This window comes from Leptolyngbya sp. PL-A3, from assembly GCF_039962325.1.
Lineage (GTDB): Bacteria > Cyanobacteriota > Cyanobacteriia > Elainellales > Elainellaceae > Vacuolonema.
Genome location: NZ_JAMPLB010000028.1, coordinates 67220 through 82748, shown reverse-complemented (window position 1 = coordinate 82748; position 15529 = coordinate 67220). Strand labels below are relative to the sequence as shown.

At 53.1% G+C, this 15529-nt stretch carries 16 protein-coding genes; 7 read left to right on the top strand and 9 right to left on the bottom strand.

Going from position 1 to position 15529, the window contains the following annotated elements; translation table 11 throughout:
- Nucleotides 1-11: 11 nt before the first annotated feature.
- Both NDI52_RS20180 and nadA read left to right on the top strand, forming a co-directional pair.
- Nucleotides 12-665, top strand: a complete 654-nt coding sequence (locus NDI52_RS20180; RefSeq protein WP_190770819.1) for a YqiA/YcfP family alpha/beta fold hydrolase — start codon at nt 12-14, stop codon at nt 663-665.
- Between the two features lie 391 nt (nt 666-1056).
- On the top strand, nt 1057-2031 hold the full coding sequence (gene nadA, locus NDI52_RS20175) for a quinolinate synthase NadA (protein WP_190770818.1): 975 nt from the start codon (nt 1057-1059) through the stop codon (nt 2029-2031).
- Between the two features lie 183 nt (nt 2032-2214).
- Here nadA and NDI52_RS20170 read toward each other — a convergent pair whose 3' ends face one another.
- The 3 genes from NDI52_RS20170 to folD all read right to left on the bottom strand — a co-directional run bounded on the left by NDI52_RS20170 (nt 2215) and on the right by folD (nt 4843).
- The gene (locus NDI52_RS20170) at nt 2215-2667 is read right to left on the bottom strand and encodes a divergent PAP2 family protein (RefSeq protein WP_190770817.1); all 453 of its coding nucleotides are present in this window, start codon (nt 2665-2667) and stop codon (nt 2215-2217) included.
- Between the two features lie 19 nt (nt 2668-2686).
- Nucleotides 2687-3607 carry a geranylgeranyl diphosphate synthase CrtE gene (crtE, locus tag NDI52_RS20165; RefSeq protein WP_190770816.1) on the bottom strand — a complete coding sequence of 307 codons (921 nt, stop codon included), beginning with the start codon at nt 3605-3607 and terminating at the stop codon, nt 2687-2689.
- 369 nt (nt 3608-3976) lie between these two features.
- Complete coding sequence (gene folD / locus NDI52_RS20160) at nt 3977-4843, bottom strand: bifunctional methylenetetrahydrofolate dehydrogenase/methenyltetrahydrofolate cyclohydrolase FolD (protein ID WP_190770815.1); 867 nt, start codon at nt 4841-4843, stop codon at nt 3977-3979.
- 353 nt (nt 4844-5196) lie between these two features.
- On the opposite strand from folD, the gene NDI52_RS20155 reads away from it, so the two are divergent.
- The 3 genes from NDI52_RS20155 (at nt 5197) to NDI52_RS20145 (ending at nt 6964) form a co-directional block, all read left to right on the top strand.
- The gene (locus NDI52_RS20155; RefSeq protein WP_190770814.1) at nt 5197-5610 is read left to right on the top strand and encodes a hypothetical protein; all 414 of its coding nucleotides are present in this window, start codon (nt 5197-5199) and stop codon (nt 5608-5610) included.
- Nucleotides 5611-5704: 94 nt separating this feature from the next.
- Complete coding sequence (locus NDI52_RS20150; protein ID WP_190770828.1) at nt 5705-6133, top strand: NUDIX hydrolase; 429 nt, start codon at nt 5705-5707, stop codon at nt 6131-6133.
- A 90-nt stretch (nt 6134-6223) separates the two neighbouring features.
- Entirely contained in the window at nt 6224-6964 is a 741-nt protein-coding gene (locus NDI52_RS20145; RefSeq protein WP_190770813.1) for a SprT family zinc-dependent metalloprotease, read from the top strand.
- Nucleotides 6965-7245: 281 nt separating this feature from the next.
- Here the strand turns inward: NDI52_RS20145 and groL are convergent, their stop codons facing one another.
- Nucleotides 7246-8946 carry a chaperonin GroEL gene (groL, locus tag NDI52_RS20140; protein WP_190770812.1) on the bottom strand — a complete coding sequence of 567 codons (1701 nt, stop codon included), beginning with the start codon at nt 8944-8946 and terminating at the stop codon, nt 7246-7248.
- Nucleotides 8947-9161: 215 nt separating this feature from the next.
- Complete coding sequence (locus NDI52_RS20135; protein WP_190770811.1) at nt 9162-10433, bottom strand: septal ring lytic transglycosylase RlpA family protein; 1272 nt, start codon at nt 10431-10433, stop codon at nt 9162-9164.
- 240 nt (nt 10434-10673) lie between these two features.
- On the opposite strand from NDI52_RS20135, the gene NDI52_RS20130 reads away from it, so the two are divergent.
- Nucleotides 10674-11546, top strand: coding sequence for a DUF3598 family protein (locus tag NDI52_RS20130; protein ID WP_190770810.1), 873 nt, complete (start codon nt 10674-10676; stop codon nt 11544-11546).
- A gap of 30 nt (nt 11547-11576) precedes the next feature.
- Here the strand turns inward: NDI52_RS20130 and NDI52_RS20125 are convergent, their stop codons facing one another.
- Complete coding sequence (locus NDI52_RS20125; RefSeq protein WP_190770809.1) at nt 11577-12140, bottom strand: chromophore lyase CpcT/CpeT; 564 nt, start codon at nt 12138-12140, stop codon at nt 11577-11579.
- Here NDI52_RS20125 and NDI52_RS20120 point away from each other — a divergent pair.
- Complete coding sequence (locus NDI52_RS20120) at nt 12139-13050, top strand: M28 family peptidase (RefSeq protein ID WP_190770808.1); 912 nt, start codon at nt 12139-12141, stop codon at nt 13048-13050. The two genes, NDI52_RS20125 and NDI52_RS20120, sit on opposite strands and share 2 nt — an antisense overlap.
- 25 nt (nt 13051-13075) lie before the next feature.
- On the opposite strand, the gene NDI52_RS20115 is transcribed toward NDI52_RS20120, so the two are convergent.
- From NDI52_RS20115 to NDI52_RS20105, 3 genes are all read right to left on the bottom strand, one after another.
- Entirely contained in the window at nt 13076-13369 is a 294-nt protein-coding gene (locus tag NDI52_RS20115) for a hypothetical protein (RefSeq protein ID WP_190770807.1), read from the bottom strand.
- Between the two features lie 389 nt (nt 13370-13758).
- Entirely contained in the window at nt 13759-14559 is an 801-nt protein-coding gene (proC, locus tag NDI52_RS20110) for a pyrroline-5-carboxylate reductase (protein WP_190770806.1), read from the bottom strand.
- Nucleotides 14560-14831: 272 nt separating this feature from the next.
- Nucleotides 14832-15353: a cell division protein SepF gene (locus NDI52_RS20105; protein WP_190770827.1), complete on the bottom strand. Its 522-nt coding sequence runs from the start codon at nt 15351-15353 to the stop codon at nt 14832-14834.
- Between the last annotated feature and the right edge of the window lie 176 nt (nt 15354-15529).

The following is a 15529-nucleotide window of genomic DNA, read 5'->3' as shown; positions in this document are numbered from 1 at the left end:
CTCCCTACCTCATGGTGTCGTTCATTTATCTGCACGGTTTTGCTTCCAGCCCTCAATCTAAAAAAGCAAGGGCATTGGGCGATCGCTTCTCGGCCCTTGGTATTCCCCTGCACGCTCCCGACCTCAATGCTGGAGATTTCTCTCACCTCACCCTCAGCCGTCAGATTGCTCAGGTAGAAATGCTCTTTCCACCCGAGCCAGAGCCCGTCATTTTGATCGGATCGAGTTTTGGTGGGTTAACAGCGGCATGGTTGGGCGATCGCCACGCCCAGGTACAAAAGTTGGTTCTGCTAGCTCCCGCCTTTGGCTTTCTTCAACACTGGCTGCCCCGCCTTGGAGAAGCCGCGGTGCAACACTGGCAGGAAACAGGTTTACTCTCGGTCTACCACTACAGTCAGGAGCGCCAACTACCGCTGCATTATAGTTTTGTCACCGATGCCGCCCAGTATGAGGAGGCTAAGCTACAACGCCCCGTACCCACCCTGATCCTGCATGGCATTTATGATGACACCATTCCTGTTACAGCCAGCCGAGATCACGCTGCACACCGCCCCTGGACAACCTTAATCGAGTTGGACAGCGACCATGCGCTGGTCGACGTGGAAGCGCAGATTTGGAGCGAAATTCAGTCATTTTTGAAGAGCGATTTTGAGTGCATCAGCTGATGAGGACGCTCAGGGGCTAGCTGCTGCGACAAAGACGAATCTACACATCCGGTTCCTCTCCCGAGAGCTAGCGTGTATATGCAAGTGCTTGGGTTGGAGAGGGTCGACCCACACCCCCTAGCCCCCTCTCCCGGGAGAGGGGTCGGGGGTGTGGATTGGAGGGCGATCGCTTAAAGCAGTCATTCGCCTATCCACAGCACACCCAAGAAGTAAGCAGCGATTCAGGCCAAGGAGCAATGCTTACACCCATCCCCTACTCCCAAATGTCAGCCGGAGATTTTGCTAACACTCTCCCCAATTTTGGTGAAATCGACTATAATGCATTTATGGTAAAAAGCACCATAATTAAGGGTGCAACCTTCCCCTACTAGTTGCAGGAATCCTAACGCCCGTGTTTGCCAGTGTTCTTTCTCACCAAAAATCTGCTCCGACTGATAGGTTGCCTCAGGATTTGTTTGGGGCGATCGCCGAGCTCAAGCGCGACCTGAACGCCATCATTCTGGCCCACTACTATCAGGATCCCGATATTCAAGACATTGCTGACTACATTGGTGATTCCCTTGGGCTATCGCAGCAGGCCGCTAACACCAAGGCTGATGTGATTGTCTTTGCAGGGGTTCACTTTATGGCAGAAACGGCAAAGATTCTCAACCCTGACAAGCTCGTATTACTACCCGATTTAGAGGCTGGATGCTCTCTAGCAGATAGCTGCCCACCCGATGCGTTTGCCAAATTCAAAGCGGCGTATCCCGATCATCTGGTGGTGTCATACATCAACTGCACCGCTGAGATTAAGGCGATGAGCGACATCATCTGCACCAGCTCTAATGCAGTCAAGATTGTGCAGCAGATTCCTGAAAATCAACCCATTATCTTCGCGCCCGATCGCAACCTGGGCCGCTATGTGATGGAGCAAACCGGACGGGATATGGTGTTGTGGGAGGGCAGCTGCATGGTGCATGAAACCTTTTCAGAGCGCCGGATTGTAGAGTTGCAAATGCAATACCCAGATGGGGAGGTGATCGCTCACCCCGAATGCGAACCTGCGGTACTGCGCCACGCGGAGTACATTGGCTCCACAACGGCACTCCTGAACTATGCCGAGAAGAGCGATCGCCAAACCTTCATCGTGGCGACAGAACCCGGTATTATTCACCAGATGCAAAAAGCCGCGCCGCAGAAGCAGTTCATTCCCGCGCCACCGATGAACCAGCAATGCGCCTGCAACGAGTGCCCCCACATGCGGCTGAACACCCTGGAGAAGCTCTACCTTTGCATGAAGCACAAAACTCCTGAGATCACCCTACCTGAGAACACCCGTGAGGCCGCTCTGCGACCCATTCAACGGATGTTAGCTATGAGTTAGATCGCCCATGCCATCAGGCAAAAAAGCAAGACACCCGGTGTTTTTCAGAAACACCGGGTGTCTTTTTTTCTATATATAGCGCTGTGCGGGTTGATTAAGTACGGTGGTGTGGGGCACGAAGTGCCCCACACCACCGTTGCTGTACTTAACGCACTTACACATTGCTATAGCGATGCGGCTTCATCAGTAGGCACGGGCGGCCATGCAGGACACCAGAATACCCAGAGCACAGCCAGCAATGACTTGAACCGGGGTATGCCCCAGCAATTCCTTTAAGCGCTCCTCGTGAAATTCGGCATCGTGGAAAAACTCATCCACAATCTGGTTCAGAATACGGGCTTGCTTCCCAGCAGCCTGCCGGACCCCAGCCGCATCGTACATAACGATAACGGCAAAAATCGCGGCAGCAGCAAAGGCAGGGGTTTCCCAACCGACTGTCTGCCCCACGCCAGCGGCCAGAGATGTTACCAGGGCCGAGTGAGCGCTGGGCATACCGCCTGTTTCTACCAACGTGCGGAATGTAACTTTGCCGTGTCGAATCAGTTCCACCACCAGCTTCAGCACCTGGGCGATCAGGCAAGCCGCGATCGCTACGATCAAAACCGAGTTGTGAAGCACATTACCAAAGTCCTGCATAGGTTTCTCCGGTGGTTGATTAGTGAGTGCGCGCGGTGATGTAGTCAGCGATCGCCCGCAACGGATCGGCCTTCTCCCCAAAGGGTTCTAGCAATTCCTTAGCATGGGCAACTAGCTGATCAGCTTGCCGTCGCGATTCTTCTAATCCCCAGAAGCTCGGATAGGTAGCTTTCTGGGCCTGGAGGTCTTTCCCCGCGGTTTTGCCCAGGGCTTCGGGTGTCGCTGTGATATCGAGAATATCGTCCACAATTTGGAACGCCAAGCCAATGTCCTGGGCGTACTGGGATAGACGCTGTAAGTCATCCTCCGAGGCATTCCCCAACATTGCACCGCAGGCGACACAGGCTTCCAAGAGGGCTCCGGTTTTATGGCGATGAATCCAGGTCAGGGTTTCAACCGTAACGTTTGAGTTTCCTTCAGATTCCAGGTCTACAACCTGACCACCCACTAAACCAGCAGCCCCAACCGCACGGCCCAGGTGAGCAATCACTCGCAAAACATTTTGGGGAGCAACTCCCTGGGTTTGGGCCGCAATGTATTCGAAGGCGTAAGCCAGCAAACCATCTCCAGCCAGAATAGCGATGTCTTCGCCATAAACTTTGTGGTTCGTGGGTTTGCCCCGGCGGAAATCATCATTATCCATGGCAGGCAGATCATCATGGATCAGCGACATGGTGTGGATCATTTCCAGCGAACAGGCCGTGGGCATAGCCATTGCTTCAGTGCCGCCCACCAGCTCGCAGGTGGCGATGCACAGAATGGGTCGCAGACGCTTGCCTCCCGCCAACAGGGAGTAGCGCATGGATTCGTAAATGGTTTCAGGATATTGGAGGGCGATCGCCGCATCCAGAGCAGCTTCCACCGTGACTTGTTTAGCGGCCAGATAGGCCGAAAGGTCAAACGTCCGTTCTATTACCGTATCGTGCTGCGAACTCGTCATTGTCTTCCTGTTACTGCCGTGGCAAACTGTCCCACCGAATCAAACTCTATCGCGGAAAGGGACCGTTTCGGTGGAGAAATATGCAAGTTGTGACACTTATACCAAATCCCAAAAATCGGACTATAGCGCTGTGCACGTTGATTAAGTACGGTGGTGTGGGGCACGAAGTGCCCCACACCACCGTTGTTGTACTTAACGCACTTGCACATCGCTATATAGATGGGAGAGTGCCATGCTCAACCCAGCCCACTCCCATCGGTAGTCGGATTTTTGGAAAAAGGATATTAGCAGCCTATTGGTGATGTATTGGCAAAAGGAGGGCCTAAGGCTCTCCTTTTGCCGCAACAAGGAACCTAGTAGAGTGCAGGTCTAATGCAAGCCTAACCGCCGTTTATAGCTCCACACCGTGTTGTAAAGCAGCATCGTCACTGTCATGGGACCGATGCCACCCGGAACTGGAGTAATCCAGGAAGCTACTGGATTTACGGCACTTGTGGCGACATCCCCTACCAGGCGGCTTCCCTGAGCATCTTCAACCCGGTTGATACCAACATCCACTACCACTGCACCAGGCTTCACCATGTCTGGGGTAATCATCTCGGCCCGGCCAATAGCAGCAACCAGAATATCCGCCTCACGAGCCACCGCTGCCAGGTCGGCAGTACGGGAGTGGGCAACGGTGACGGTGGCATTTTCCTCCAGTAGCATCAGGGTCAGAGGTTTACCTACCAGAATGCTGCGGCCAATCACCACTGCTTTTTTCCCTTGGATTGGAATGTTGTGCTCAGCCAGCAAGCGCATGACTCCAGCGGGTGTACAGCTCCGGAGACCCACCTCTCCCCGCACCAGCCGTCCCAAATTCACTGGGTGTAGGCCATCAGCATCCTTGTCGGGATCGATTTGATTGAGCAGTGCAACAGAATCCAGGTGATCGGGTAGCGGCAGCTGTACCAGGATGCCATCCACGCGATCATCCTGGTTTAGCTTGGTGATCATGTCGGCTAGCTCTTCCTGGCTCGCCTCCGTTGGGAAATGTTTACCCAATGATGCGATCCCCACTTTTTCGCAAGCTCGCTCTTTGTTACGCACATAGGCTGCACTGGCAGGATTATCACCTACCATCAATACCGCTAACCCTGGGGACCGATGCCCCTGCTCGGTCAGAGCTTGCACCTCTTGGGCCAGCTCTGCTTGCATTTTTTGGGCAAGAGCTTTGCCGTTCAAAATCTCTGCCATGCACGTCTCCTTCCATTGCTCCAACCTACCAGGATATAGGCAGCAATTCCCTTTTTAGCACTCAGCCCAAAAACCGCAGCAATTCTCAGTATGGGCATCAAAGCCAAGAGTTCACGCCCTACAGGCGTGAACTCTTGGCTTTGATGCCCGAAAACCGTGCGCCTTTGGCGCGCGGTTTTCGGGCCTGATTTCAAAATGAGAATTGCTGCAAAAACCGATCGCCAAAGGCGATCGGTTTTTGGGCTTCAAAGCGGAGAGCCCCTGCCCGTAGGGCACAAACTTTCAGACGTTCCCTCAAAACGTTGCTTCTAGACTGTAAGAGTTGGTTCAAGTGGTTTTGTGAGCGGAGCTTTATGACAAAAGGACAGCGACGATCCCCATTGAAGCAGCAAAGCCGATCGCTCCTGATCCTCCTGGGAATCACAACCCTGGCCCTGGTTCTGGCCCTTTCCCCCCTACGATTTCTACTCTGGGGCCAGTTGAGATGGCCTATTCCCATCCGGGATGTTCAAACGGTAGGGCTGTTGCGGGATCGCCAGGTGACCGTGGAGGGGCAAGTCAGCGATCGCGTTCCCCTGATTGGAGCCCAGGTCTATCAGGTGCAGGATGCCACAGGAAAGCTTTGGGTCGTATCCTCCGATACGGAGCTAAAGCCGGGGGAACCTGTCAAAATCAGAGGCAATGTTCGATTCGAGACCCTTGGGTTCGAAGGGAAGGAGCAGGGCGAAATATACCTGGATGCCCAAAAGAAGCAGCCGGGAAAGTAGACCTTGGCTCTTGTTTAGATGGTAAAGCCCCCAGTAGCTGGACTGTTTGGTTACCCTTAAAGAAATTTCCCTTGTTACGGACTTCGATGCTTCCATGGCTTTGACTCATGTTGCGATCGCCATCCTCCAGCAGAACGACCACTTCCTTCTGCAGCTACGCGACGACATTCCAACACTCGTCCATCCAGGGCAGTGGGCCTTCTTTGGAGGGCATCTAGAGCCTGATGAGAAGCCCGAGGAAGCCGTCCGGCGAGAGTTGCTGGAGGAAATCGGCTATACACCCCCTGACTTAAAGCTGTTTCAGTCCTACCCGACGGATAAGGTCGTTCGTCATGTCTTCGCAGCACCACTGACCGTTCCCCTCTCGGCCCTCACCTTACAGGAGGGCATGGACATGAGTCTGGTCAGCATTACTGATGTGCAACGTGGTGCTTGTTATAGTGCAAAGGTGCAAGAGGTACGCTCCCTGGCGGCTCCTCACCGCGCTATTCTGTTGGAATTCTGGGGGCAATTCAACCCTTGATGGCTTTGCACCGTCTTCCAAAAAATATCCACGTCTTAGCATGTTATTAGTACAAACAGACTATAGGGGTTAGAGGTTACGGTTAGGAATATGGTCAAACGGGATCACACAGCAGTTTCGAATGCAGATTATCGGGTGCGCGTCAGCCAACGGGCCAAGCATGTCAGCATCCGGGTCTCCCACCGCACTGGAGTGGAAGTCGTTGTGCCCCCTGGCTACGACTTAAACCGGGTGCCAACCCTGGTTGAAAAACGGCAGGAGTGGATTGCCCGCACGCTGCACCGCCTGGAACAAGAGCGCGAAGCGATCGCCCCCAATGCCAGCGATCTCATGCCCCAGCAGATTGAGTTGCGATCGCTCCCCGAAATCTGGACGGTTTCCTATCGCTCGCAGAACAGCTCACGCCTGGTTCTTAACCCAACGGTTCAGCACGAACTTCAGGTGGTAGGGCCAACGGATAATCTAGCCGCGTGTCAGGGCGTGCTCCGTAAGTGGTTGGAGCATAAGGCCCGCTATCACCTGGTGCCCTGGCTGCGCCAAGTAAGCCACGAGGTTGATTTGCCCTACCAACGGGCATCCATCCGTCATCAAAAAACCCGATGGGCCAGTTGCTCCAGTCACCAAAGCATCAGCCTCAATGCCAAATTGTTGTTTTTGCCGCCTGCTCTGGTGCGCTACGTATTCATCCATGAGCTGTGCCACACCATCCACATGAACCACTCCCACAAATTCTGGTCACTGGTGGAAGAAAAAGACCCCGAGTACCAGCGGTGGGATGATGAGTTGCGTAAAGCCTGGTGCTACGTGCCCTTCTGGGCTGAGACAAAATAGTGACCTTCCCCATCGCTTTTGTACCTTGTAGCAGCGGGTGCATCCCACTTTTGTAAGTGAAGCGGGCGAAGCCCGCTTCACTTACAAAAGTGGGTTTCCAAATTTGCAAAAGTGGGATGCACCCGTAGCAGCTCTAATTAATCTAATTAAAAAGAGAGCGCTGGTTTTTATCCCGGCACTCTCTTTTTAATTGGAGCTGTAGATTCAAAAAGGTCGGGGCAATGCAATGCGTCGCCCCATCCCTTTAAAGTGGCTATGGGTAAAGAGTGTGTAGGGCAGGCTTACATCATGCCCATGCCGCCCATGCCAGGCATACCCATACCGCCCATGCCACCCATGCCACCCATGCCACCCATACCGCCCATACCACCCATGTCGCCGCCAGCGCCAGCAGGGGGTTGGGGTTCAGGCTTCTCGACCACCAGCACTTCGGTGGTCAGTACCATAGCGGCAACAGAAGCTGCATCTTGCAGAGCCGATCGCACGACTTTAGCCGGGTCGATAATGCCTGCCTGCACCAGGTCTTCATACTGGCCAGTGAGGGCGTTATAGCCGACATTGAAATCCAAATCGCGCACCTTCTCAACAACGACGGTGCCAGGGGCTCCGGCGTTATCGGCAATCTGACGCAGGGGAGCTTCCAGCGCCCGAGCCACAATGCGGGCACCAATCTGCTCGTCGCTATCTAACCCTGCAACGAAGCCGTCTAGCTTCTGAGCCAGGTGCAACAGGGTCGTACCACCACCGGGAACAATACCTTCTTCTACCGCTGCACGGGTCGCGTTGAGAGCATCCTCAATGCGCAGTTTGCGATCCTTCAGTTCGGTTTCAGTAGCTGCACCGACTTTGATCACAGCTACGCCACCAATCAGCTTAGCAATCCGTTCTTGCAGCTTTTCGCTGTCGTAGTCAGAATCGGTTTCAGCCAGTTGCTGACGCAGTTGGGCAACCCGAGCTTCCACAGCGCTCTTATCAGGAGATTCTGACACGATGATTGTGGTGTCTTTCGTCACAGTAATTTTGTCAGCCCGGCCGAGCATATCGGGCTCCAGTTGATCCAGGGTGAGGCCAACCTCCTCCGTAACTACCTGGCCACCCGTCACGATGGCGATATCTTGCAGCACTTCCTTGCGGCGCAGGGCAAAGCTGGGAGCTTTCACGGCCACCACATTCAGCACACCCCGTAGACGGTTGACGACCAGGGCAGCGAGAGCTTCCCCTTCAATGTCATCGGCAATAATGAGAAGAGGTTGTCCGGCCCGGGCAACTTGCTCCAACAAGGGCACGAGATCTTGGACAGAGCTGATCTTTTTGTCGGTGATCAGGATGGCGACGTTCTCCATCTCACAGATCATCCGCTCGGTGTCGGTCACGAAGTAGGGAGAGATGTAGCCCCGGTCGAAGTTCATTCCTTCCACAACATCCATGGAAGTTGAGAGGGACTTGGACTCTTCTACGGTGATCACACCATTCTGACCCACCTGGTTCATGGCCTCGACAATCATCGAGCCGACTTCCGCGTCGTTACCAGAAGAGACAGTGGCAACTTGCCCGATCATGGCGTTATCAGATACAGGCTTGGCAACTGCCCCAATCTCATTCACCAAATACGCCACGGTCTTCTCGATACCTCGACGAAGGCTAACAGGGTTAGAACCTGCTGTCACGTTTTGCAAACCTTCGTGGATCATGGCCTGGGCCAACACCGTTGCAGTGGTGGTGCCATCCCCTGCCAGGTCTTTCGTTTTGGATGCGACTTCGCGAATCAGTTGCGCGCCAGCATTTTCTAGAGGATCTTCCAGTTCAATTTCCTTAGCAATGCTAACCCCGTCATTGACGATTTCAGGTATGCCGTATTTCTTTTCTAATACGACATTGCGGCCCCGAGGACCCAGGGTAATCCGTACGGCATTGGCGATCGCATTGACCCCCCGTTCGAGGGCCTGACGCGAGTCATCCTTAAAAACAATAATCTTGGCCATTCCCAATCGCTGAGTTCTCCTTCCAGAATTTAGCACTCTCCAGAGGGGATTGCTAAAATTCCAGCACCCGAAAGGGGATCGGATAACCGACCTACCCACAAATTTGGCTTAGCTTTTCAGAACACTTCCTGCAACAAACACCGATGAAAGCAGCAGTGGGTTTCCCAAATTTACAAAAGTGGGATGCACTCCGCAGCAGGTAGGTTTCTTCAGAACTAATCAATTGGAGGGCGATCAAAACTCATTGGATTACCTGCAATTTGCCGTGGAAATTCCACATTCGGTTTAGCAGGGCGAGCCAGTTGCACAGCATCGGGAATGCCTGGAGCTAGAATCATGGCCTCGTAGGAGACAACGCCTACCTCATCACTGTTAATACAGCGAGCCGCCTGGTAGGAAAGATCGAGGGAACGCTCTCCCACGTAAGGTCCACGGTCATTCACACGAACAATGACAGATTGTCCATTCTTGCGGTTCGTTACCTTCAAAAAGGTATTGAACTGTAGGGTTTTGTGGGCGACAGTCAGAGCGTACTGGTTAAACCGTTCCCCGTTAGCTGTCAAGCGCTTATGAAAGTAAGGGCCATACCAGGATGCAGTTCCTTGTAAGCCCTGACGACTTTCCACCAGGCCATACATTTGGGCCTGGGCATCCACCAGGGAAAGGGGTTCAGCCCCAAGGGCACGCCGCAAATTATTTGTCCAGTCAATCGCGATCAGGTCGGCATTGTGATGAAAGGCTCGCTCCATGAGCGGGTCAATCTTCAATAACACTTGATTTCCTGCAGTAATAGCGGGGTCGTCTCCCACCCATTGCGGCACCAGGCCGTTGGCGTCAAAGCCAGGGGTTTCAATCAACAGGCGCAACCGCTGCACCATCGCTTCTGCGGCAGTCTGTTCGGACAGGGCCATCACCAAGTGGTTCTGAATCCAAATTTGATAGGGAGCCTGCACCTTGAAAGATTCTGCCAGGGTCTGCTCAGTTCCCTTGGCCTCGCATACGTGGAACAGGGGAGCAGAGGGAAGTGAGCGGGTTTCAGCGCTGCTTTGATCTGCCAGAATCAAACGTACCTGTTCATTCATCACGCTGGCTGGGCGATCGCCTCTAACCCACGGTGTTAGGCGACCGTATAGCTGACGGAGGGGGTTATTCAGTGATGGGATTGCTACTTCTGGTGGAGCCGCTGCTGACCGTTCCGGAAGCAGACTGGAAGCAAGGGGCAGTAGACCAGCAGATTCCTCGAAAGATTGAGAAGCTGACCGTGAAAGACACGCTGGATCGGGCATCCAGCCGCATCCTGGGGTCGAGAATGACAAGGAATAGGCATAGGGTGTTGCAAGGGAGCGGGCATTCGGCTCTGCTGCCTTGAAAGGAACCCCTGTCGTAGAGAACCCAGCTGATTTTAGAGGTGTGGCTTGAACAAAGGAGAGATGGGGAAAATAAATGCTAGAAAGGTAGATTAACCAAGCAATTCCAAAGAGTTTCATGAACAGCAGGACTGAAGGTCAAGGCCATCAGGGTAGATGCCCCTGAAATTGCACGACAAATTGGATACCCGTAGTACAGCGGGGACCGAAATAACATGCCGATAAAATCGTGCAAGCCAGGGTAGATTAATTCTCTGGTGAAGGACCTTAACCGTTCTCAACGGTTAAGGTTCACAACACGCCTTATACTTTCGTTGGGAATTGAAACGATTTCATCTTCTTTTGGACTGAATATTCTCTATGGCCGATCCCAGAGCCGACGTACTATCCCAATGGGATCGTCTCCTGCTTCATCTAGGGGAGTGGCAGGGCTCATTCACATCCTTATCTGCTACCGGTAGCGTTCTAAATAACAAGCCCTCCTGCGTAACGCTAAGCGCTGGAGAGGACCAGTCTGCTGTTCAGCAAACCGTCACGTTTCTATCTACGGATGGTTTGCCGGAGCGATCGACTGTTCTGGAGTACCGCAGTCTAAATCGCGGCATTCTTTTTTTTAAGACAGGAGCGTTCTCTCAGGGTTCTTTACAGTTCAGCCCCTTCGCAGAATTTGGCGCAGAATTTGGATTTATTTTGGGCGATCGCCGCCTGCGTGCCGTTTTACAATTCCATCCTCAGACAGATGGGCACGCTCTGACCCAGCTCACGTTGATTCGAGAGTTTCGAGCAAGCTCCTCAACTCAAGAGAATCCTCCCCTCACTGTGGAATCCTTATTGGGCACCTGGAAAGGAACTGCCCAAAAACTATCTCCCGATTGGTTCGAGGACACACCCGTACAGACTCAACTCATCCTGAAAAAGGAGGACGACCGTCTCTACCAACACCTCACAACTCAGGGTTTTGACCTGAAATCTTCAGCGCGTATTGAGGGGAATACCCTTAAATTTGACGACGCTACTGGGCAAACACCCCGAGGCTACATCAACCAAACGTTACTTCTGCCAGACGGGGCATCCTGTACCTTCCCCTCCACCATCCCCCGGAACAAACCCTTTCTCCTGGAAGTGGGCTGGCTACCTTCCCCGAATTTACGCTATCGGTTAATTCGCTCTTACGATGCTCAAGGTTCCTGGCAAGGATTGACTCTGGTGGTTGAGAAACGGGCACTGGTTTAGTGGGGAAGAGGGATTAATAGCCCGTTGCCCTCACGCTCGTTTAACGAACTGGTACGGCCCCATCAAAGCGCCCCAAAGGCCTTGCCCTGTTTCTGGATCAACCCCGCGATCGAAGCTGAGGAAGCGATCGCCATACACCTCAAAGCCCAAAATCACTTGACGGGTTTTGCCGTCATATTGGAAATAGCAGCGGGCCTCAGCAGGAGGATGGGCACTGAACCCCTGATCGTGTTGGGTTAGGGTAAGAATACAGCCGGGAAGTGGAAGCAGATCCTCTGGCTGGAGGGCCTGCAAGCGTGTGGCATCGGCTCCGGCTCCACGCCATTGCTCTGGGTGGCGCAACGCTCGATATTCCACCTGCCCAATGGGAGAGTCGGGTTCGGGCCGGAGAATGAGCACCCGCTGTCGGTAAGGCTGATCAACGTAGATCACATTGGCCTGCTCAGCAAAGAGGGCTAGACAACCATCTACGGTAAAGGGAAGGGGTCGGTGCCACAGTTTCAGATGCACAAACCAGGTTGGATCAGCGATCGCCTGCTCCCCGTTATCAAACTCCCCGGCTAACCAGTTTGCAATTGTTGTAAGGGTATCCATGTCTGATCTCAGCCCCTCCAATAGTCCAAATTTCGGCGAAAACGTAAACCTGCCCGACCCTCAAGGCTTGAAGGATAACCTTCTAAGCCATTTAAAGGAAATTGTGCGCGATCGCGACCCCTATTTTTCTGCAACGGGTCATCTTTATGTGCGGGAGTACATGCGTGAGCAATTGGCCCAATGGGGTACGGTGGAAACCCATTCCTTTCAGCACCATGGGCAAGAGCATCAAAATTTGGTGCTCAATTTATCGGCATCAAAACCTGAGGCTGCCACACGTCCGCCCATTTTGATTGGGGCACACTATGATGCGGTGCCCAACTGCCCAGGAGCGGATGATAACGGGACAGGAGCGGTAGCACTGTTGGAACTGGCCCGCTTCTTTGCAGCGTTTCCGGCGCGATCGCCCCTCCGCTTCGTCGCTTTTGACCTGGAAGAATACGGACTACTGGGCAGTGCAGCTTATGCGCAGATGATACGGCAGCAGGGCCAGTCCTTGAGGCTCATGTTATCCCTGGAAATGTTGGGCTACTGTACCCAGACTCCCAACTCTCAGACCTATCCCCCGGGATTGCAATATTTCTATCCCAATCGCGGCAATTTCATTGCTCTAGTCGGTAACTGGAAAACTATTCCTGATTTGATGCGGCTTAGCCGAACGCTCCGACGATCGGGACCCGTACCTTGCGAATGGCTTCCAGCAGGCGATCGCGGTCTACAAATTCGCAGCACTCGCCTCAGCGATCATGCCCCCTTTTGGGATCAGGGTTATCGAGCAGTAATGGTGACAGACACGGCGTTTTTGCGCAATCCCCACTATCACAAAGCAAGCGATCGCATCGATACCCTTGACCTGGATTTTCTAACAGGAGCCTGCCGAGGGTTAATGAAAGGGCTTCAAGCGCTTTAGGAACCCCTGTATCTATCGCTAAAATCTACTCAAAATGGCCCATCTTCAAAAATAGTGTTACCAGATACAACACAATAGCAGACCCAATAATGGCAGGAATAATCAGCACTCCTTCAATGTCCCAGGTAAGGAATGGGAATGCAATCCCAAGTCGCTGACGCATGAGGGCAAACCCCCATTGCCCTACCCAAACTCCTAGTAAGCCAATCATGACAAGCCCGAATAATTTTCCGGGTATGCGCCGAGGCACCAGAATGTTAGCAACCCCTGCACAAACAATGGCAACAACGACCTGAACCACAAGCTGAGTGATATCCATATGCAGTAAGTTGCATCAACATTAATTGAGCAGCCGTAAAAACCAAATATAACCCTTTCCGATCGAGTGAAGTACGAGGGAGGGATGTGGGACTGCGTCCCATATCCTCTCCTTGCATTTCACTAGGAATCCTGTACAAAATATGCAAGATATTTCAGGCCCTACAGAATTTTTTGTCTAAACAATTAAAATTCGAGTAAATAAGAATTGCCAATTTTTAGTATTTTCAAGGTTAATTTTTGGGCGTACTGCCTTCTAAAAATGAACCTTGAAAATATCTACAGCGCTTTTCAAGCGCTTAAAATCTGGTTGTTTTTGTGAGAGCTACACTCCACGCAGCTCTCACAAAAACAACTGTGGCTGATTCAAGCGCAAAACGCTGTATAAGATCATTGCCCCAATTCTTTTGATCGCCGACATGCCGTTCGTACAGCCTCGATCAAAGCATGCCGCAGTCCTGCCTGTTCCAGGGCGGCGATACCTGCAATGGTCGTGCCTCCGGGACTGGTCACGCGATCTTTCAACTCGGCAGGATGTAGACCGCTGGATTGCAACAACTCAGCAGTGCCACGAACGGTCTGCAGAGCTAACCGCTGAGCGATCGCCCTCGGCAATCCTGCTGCTACGCCTCCATCCGCCAGGGCCTCAACCACTAAAGCCACAAATCCCGGCCCTGATCCAGACAGACCTGTCACCGCATCTAGAAGATACTCGGGTACTTCCACCACGTCCCCGACGGCAGCAAATAATTGTTGGGCCACTTCCAGGTGCTGAGCCTGGGTATGAGTACCGGGGGCGATCGCCGTCATCCCTGCCCCTACCGTCGCAGGCGTATTCGGCATAGCCCGCACAACGGGTTGCCCCGGAAACGCTGCTTCTAATTGACTCAGTGTTGTTCCAGCCAAAATGGAAACAATCAGTTGTGAGGTGTTCCCTGTCGCCAAACCGCCTGTGACCGCAGCAAATACCTGAGGCTTCACTGCCAGCAACAGTACATCCGCCGTTGCCACCACCTCCCGGTTATCTGCGGTCACCTGAATCCCATACTGCTGCTGTAGATAGTCGCGGCGATCGCCCCCCGGCTCCCCCACGCACACGGCATCAGGAGCATAAACCTGTTGCGACAGCAGCCGGGACAGTAGCGCCTCTCCCATGACACCACCACCAATAATGCCAAGTTGTTTGGTCATGGTTTTACGAACACCGTACTTATAAAGTCTTGACTGGGCAGCAATGGGTTATGAATCATCGCAAGGTTTTGCGACCGATGACTCATAACCCATTACCAATCCCACTACCCATTCACCAGAAAGGTCTGGCAGGCGTAAAATCGCCTGCCAGAGCCGTCCTCAGAAACCCCTATTAGATGATGCAGTGGAGCGTGAGCGATCGCATCTACCGTCGAGCTCGCATAAATTCAAGAAGTTATGCGTGAGCCAAACTAGGCGATGCTACAAGAGCCCTAAGCCATCCGTGCTTGATCTGTCCAGGCAGGAGTGGGAGCCACGGGCCGGGAGGGACGCATCGGTTGCTGCTGAGGCATGTCTCCCATGCCGGGTTGCTGGGTGCTGACCGAAACACAGTTCGGGGTAAACAGGAAAATGCTTTCGCCAATCCGCTCTTGATGGCCATCAATAGCGTAGGTGCCACCTGCCACGAAATCCACCGCACGCTGAGCCTGGTCGGGATCCATGATGGTCAGGTTTAACACAACAGATTTACGCTCCCGCAAAGCCCGGATGGCTTGAGGCATTTCTTCAAAGGTGCGAGGCTCCATCACCACCACCTCCGCCGTGCCATTGATTGCACCGGGCATGCCAATCACATTACCCATGGTTGCCGATGATTCTGCACTAAACATAGGACGCTCCCGTACTCGACGGCGTTGAGGTTGTTCTTCTTGAATGGGCTGGGGCTGCTCTTCTTGATAGAGATTTTGATATTCCTGCCCATCCATCTCTTCGTAATCGTATTCGTAGTCCATGGGTTCATTGAGGCCTACGAAGTCTCTCAGCTTGGTGAAGATGCTCACAGTTTCCGCTCCATCTTGATTAGGGTTAACTGAGGGTTCCAGATATTCCGGAAAAGGCTAACAGATTCTTCGAGAACAGCCGATTAAATCGTGTGAATATGTACACCCATTTTGAACGGACAAGAACG

Coding starts and splice junctions, on each gene's coding strand:
- NDI52_RS20105 (WP_190770827.1), bottom strand. CDS start 15,353: ATGGACTACGAATACGATTACGAAGAGATGGATGGGCAGGAATATCAA.
- crtE (WP_190770816.1), bottom strand. CDS start 3,607: ATGACGAGTTCGCAGCACGATACGGTAATAGAACGGACGTTTGACCTT.
- NDI52_RS20115 (WP_190770807.1), bottom strand. CDS start 13,369: ATGGATATCACTCAGCTTGTGGTTCAGGTCGTTGTTGCCATTGTTTGT.
- NDI52_RS20135 (WP_190770811.1), bottom strand. CDS start 10,433: ATGAAACTCTTTGGAATTGCTTGGTTAATCTACCTTTCTAGCATTTAT.
- NDI52_RS20145 (WP_190770813.1), top strand. CDS start 6,224: ATGGTCAAACGGGATCACACAGCAGTTTCGAATGCAGATTATCGGGTG.
- NDI52_RS20120 (WP_190770808.1), top strand. CDS start 12,139: ATGTCTGATCTCAGCCCCTCCAATAGTCCAAATTTCGGCGAAAACGTA.
- NDI52_RS20155 (WP_190770814.1), top strand. CDS start 5,197: ATGACAAAAGGACAGCGACGATCCCCATTGAAGCAGCAAAGCCGATCG.
- folD (WP_190770815.1), bottom strand. CDS start 4,843: ATGGCAGAGATTTTGAACGGCAAAGCTCTTGCCCAAAAAATGCAAGCA.
- NDI52_RS20150 (WP_190770828.1), top strand. CDS start 5,705: ATGGCTTTGACTCATGTTGCGATCGCCATCCTCCAGCAGAACGACCAC.
- groL (WP_190770812.1), bottom strand. CDS start 8,946: ATGGCCAAGATTATTGTTTTTAAGGATGACTCGCGTCAGGCCCTCGAA.
- NDI52_RS20125 (WP_190770809.1), bottom strand. CDS start 12,140: ATGGATACCCTTACAACAATTGCAAACTGGTTAGCCGGGGAGTTTGAT.
- NDI52_RS20180 (WP_190770819.1), top strand. CDS start 12: ATGGTGTCGTTCATTTATCTGCACGGTTTTGCTTCCAGCCCTCAATCT.
- NDI52_RS20130 (WP_190770810.1), top strand. CDS start 10,674: ATGGCCGATCCCAGAGCCGACGTACTATCCCAATGGGATCGTCTCCTG.
- proC (WP_190770806.1), bottom strand. CDS start 14,559: ATGACCAAACAACTTGGCATTATTGGTGGTGGTGTCATGGGAGAGGCG.
- NDI52_RS20170 (WP_190770817.1), bottom strand. CDS start 2,667: ATGCAGGACTTTGGTAATGTGCTTCACAACTCGGTTTTGATCGTAGCG.